The organism is Psychroserpens damuponensis (assembly GCF_000826655.1).
In the GTDB taxonomy this organism is placed as follows: domain Bacteria; phylum Bacteroidota; class Bacteroidia; order Flavobacteriales; family Flavobacteriaceae; genus Psychroserpens; species Psychroserpens damuponensis.
In genome coordinates this window covers 1-3024 of record NZ_JXJO01000055.1, presented here as the reverse complement: position 1 = coordinate 3024, position 3024 = coordinate 1, and the positions used below count along the sequence as shown (strand labels likewise).

Sequence of the window (3024 nt, the reverse complement as noted above, 5' to 3'; positions counted from 1 at the left end):
TTTATTCCGTTAGTTATTTATAGTGTTTTTAATTCCGAAAGTTGCTTAATTCACGCATAGATCAGTTTTTTAAACTTAGTTACATTTTATTCCGTGAGTAATTGATGGAGTTTATAATTCCGAAAAGTTGCTAAATCCACGCACAGTTCAGTTTTATAAACTAGCTAAATTCCGTAAGAGTAAATTCAGATATTGAGTAAGATTTTCAGTGTTAAGATATATTTTTGTTCCGCTTTATTTATTCGGAATTATATGAGCGCAGAATTAGAGCCAACGTGTTTGTGTATGATTTCGTTGCGTGGTTTAAGCACTAAAGTTAGCAAATAAATCACAGATAGAAAGTCCGCGAGGACTTTCGTAAGTAGGCTATAACTAGCAATGAATTATACACGGTGTTAGCCACAGGTTTTATTCTCTATTTAGAATATATTCATAAATGTTCGATGTTATTTTTTTAATTCCATCATCAATTTTGTTTGAATGATAAACTGTATTAAAGTCAACATTATCATATTGAGCAGAAAGTATAATTGAATCTTTTTCCGTTGTAATATTTAATGGGATAGAAATTTCTAAATCTAATTTATATCCATATTTTTCGAAATTTTTATTATTTAAAATAACCTCAGTTTTATCTGTTAATTTAAATAATGTATCTTCTACTTTTATAACTTTACTTAAATTATTTTTATCTCTAACAGCTGTAAATTGAAAAATTTCATATTCCTTATTGTCTTCAATTTCGTTTAAATAACTTATTGGTGGAATAATTTTTTCAATTACGGATTTGTCCTTAATTCTAATTGTTGAATATTTAGACTTATTAGAATCTTTTATTTGTAAACTGAAATTCGGGTTTTCAGTAATTTTAAAAATAGGATTAAATATTTTTTTTCTGTCGTTTTCATCATAAGACTCCAAAATATTATTTACAGTTTTGTCATCATAATCTTCGTCCAAAACTAATTTCTTATATTTATAACCAACGTCAATTGCCCAATCTTTAATTTCTTTATCTTCAATAGAGCCTTTCATTAAACTATCAACAGCTAACCCAACTTCAAAACTACCATATTTCAAGTCAACCATTCTGAAATCTAAATCTGGCAATAATTTATTAAAAGTATTAGATAATTTACTTTTGTCAGTTCTGTATTCTTTAAATTCTAAAAAGAAATCGGCTTTTAAGAAATTTTTAAATGATAAAGATAAATTTGAGAGCAAACTACTGGCTAATTCATTAAGTCCAATTGTATCTGAATATTTAGTCTTAGTAGGGGCGAATTTAACATAAAAAGCTTTATTTCTTAAACTTGTTAGATAAGATTTAGTTTCAAATTCCTTTATAAAATTATAATAATATGATTTTTCAGAAGGGTTATATTCTAAAAGTGAATCTTCGTGAGGTAAATAATTTTCATCTATAAACTGACTTTCAGTAATATTTATATTCGTTATATTTCCATTAAAATCTTGCTCTATTAAATAACTGATATTTTTATTATCTAAAATAAGTTTTTTTAAAGTTATTCTTTTGGTTAAATACTCAAATATTAACTCTTCATTGATTTCAAATAATAAATAAATGTCAGACTCTTCAATTGTATCTACTAAATAGAATAAAAAATGTTTGTCATTTCTTTTTAGGTGAGATAAAATTGGCTCATCAAGAAAAATAATATCCTCAATTTTTTCAAATTGGTTAAAATCAAATGCGATATTTTTAGTTTTATTTTTCATTTACAATTGCAAATTTACTTAATATATCTAAACTTTTAGTTGGATAAAAAGTATAGTGATTTTTATTTTTTGAATTATGTTTGATTCCATCTTTTTCAGACAATTTACTTTGTGCAATTTTTGAATAATTATTCCTCTTCTTTTTTGAAAGATTATTCAACATCTGTTTTGCAGAGTCATAGTTGCTAAATACTGATAAACCCCAAGCTAAACAATGATTTTGAAACTTTGGTTTTAATAAAACTGCATTTGGTTGAAATGAATTTATGTCCATTGGGTTTTCAACGCATCGAAATAATATTTTTTCTCCTTTTTGATTTTCGACAGGGCAGTTTTCAATTGAATTTATTTCTTTTTGGTATTTTAACTCCATATTTTTCTCTTTCAGTTCGATTTTTTTTTAACTTGTGGCTAACGGTTTTGTGTATGATTTCGTTGCGTGTTTAAGCAACTAAGTTAGCAAATAAATCACAGATAGAAAGTCCGCGAGGACTTTCGTAAGTAGGCTAGAACTAGCAATGAATTATACACGGTGTTACCTGCAGTTTTTTATTCAGATTTCACATAATTCGACAATACTAATACATAAAACATCTCATCTATATTTTCTATATTTTCAGGTAAGAAATGCATAAATACAATATTCTTATTATCAACCTTTCTAATGCTTAAAAAGTTCGAACTATATGTTAAGGATTCAATTTGTTCTTTAGGCAGAATTTTTAATAAAGCTTTGTCTTTTATATGACATTGAGGTTCGTTATAATGTAAAGTTAATTTTCCTTTGCTTATTTCCCATTTCCCGCTTATAATTTCGTCATTGTCTACAATGTTAAATTTTCCGTCATTTGCTATTTCAATTTTCTCAAATACTTGTAAGTTGTATGGTTTTTCATTCGATGTTTTAACGCTGTTCAGATTCCAACTTCCAGTTATTTCTTTCCTAATTAATAAACTGTCCTTTTTAGTTAACAATTTCAATCTTGTATCTTCCAACATATGCATATTGATGGAATCTAAATTTTTAGACATTTCACTTTTTAATAGAACTTTGCCTTTTGGATTTAGAGAATCATAAACCACAATTATGTCTTCTGGACTTACTTGACCAAATCCAAATGTACAAGTTAGAATTATTAATAAAGTGATTAGTTTCTGTTTCATCCGTTGCGTTTTTAATTGCAGGTAACGGTCTTGTGTATGATTTCGTTACGGAAAAATCGGTAAGATTTTTCCGAGTTAATAACCAAAGATAGCAAAAGTGTAGGGATTTTCCGCAAGGAA

The 3024-nt window shown here is 26.7% G+C and carries 3 protein-coding genes; all 3 read right to left on the bottom strand.

What is annotated here, in order from left to right; translation table 11 throughout:
- Positions 1-408: 408 nt before the first annotated feature.
- Positions 409-1740: a hypothetical protein gene (locus TD29_RS17255; protein ID WP_040282726.1), complete on the bottom strand. Its 1332-nt coding sequence runs from the start codon at positions 1738-1740 to the stop codon at positions 409-411.
- The gene (locus TD29_RS17250; protein WP_040282724.1) at positions 1730-2113 is read right to left on the bottom strand and encodes a hypothetical protein; all 384 of its coding nucleotides are present in this window, start codon (positions 2111-2113) and stop codon (positions 1730-1732) included. Before TD29_RS17250 ends, TD29_RS17255 begins: the two co-directional genes overlap by 11 nt.
- A gap of 176 nt (positions 2114-2289) precedes the next feature.
- Positions 2290-2904: a lipocalin family protein gene (locus tag TD29_RS17245; RefSeq protein WP_040282722.1), complete on the bottom strand. Its 615-nt coding sequence runs from the start codon at positions 2902-2904 to the stop codon at positions 2290-2292.
- Positions 2905-3024: the final 120 nt, after the last annotated feature.

Coding starts and splice junctions, on each gene's coding strand:
- TD29_RS17255 (WP_040282726.1), bottom strand. CDS start 1,740: ATGAAAAATAAAACTAAAAATATCGCATTTGATTTTAACCAATTTGAA.
- TD29_RS17250 (WP_040282724.1), bottom strand. CDS start 2,113: ATGGAGTTAAAATACCAAAAAGAAATAAATTCAATTGAAAACTGCCCT.
- TD29_RS17245 (WP_040282722.1), bottom strand. CDS start 2,904: ATGAAACAGAAACTAATCACTTTATTAATAATTCTAACTTGTACATTT.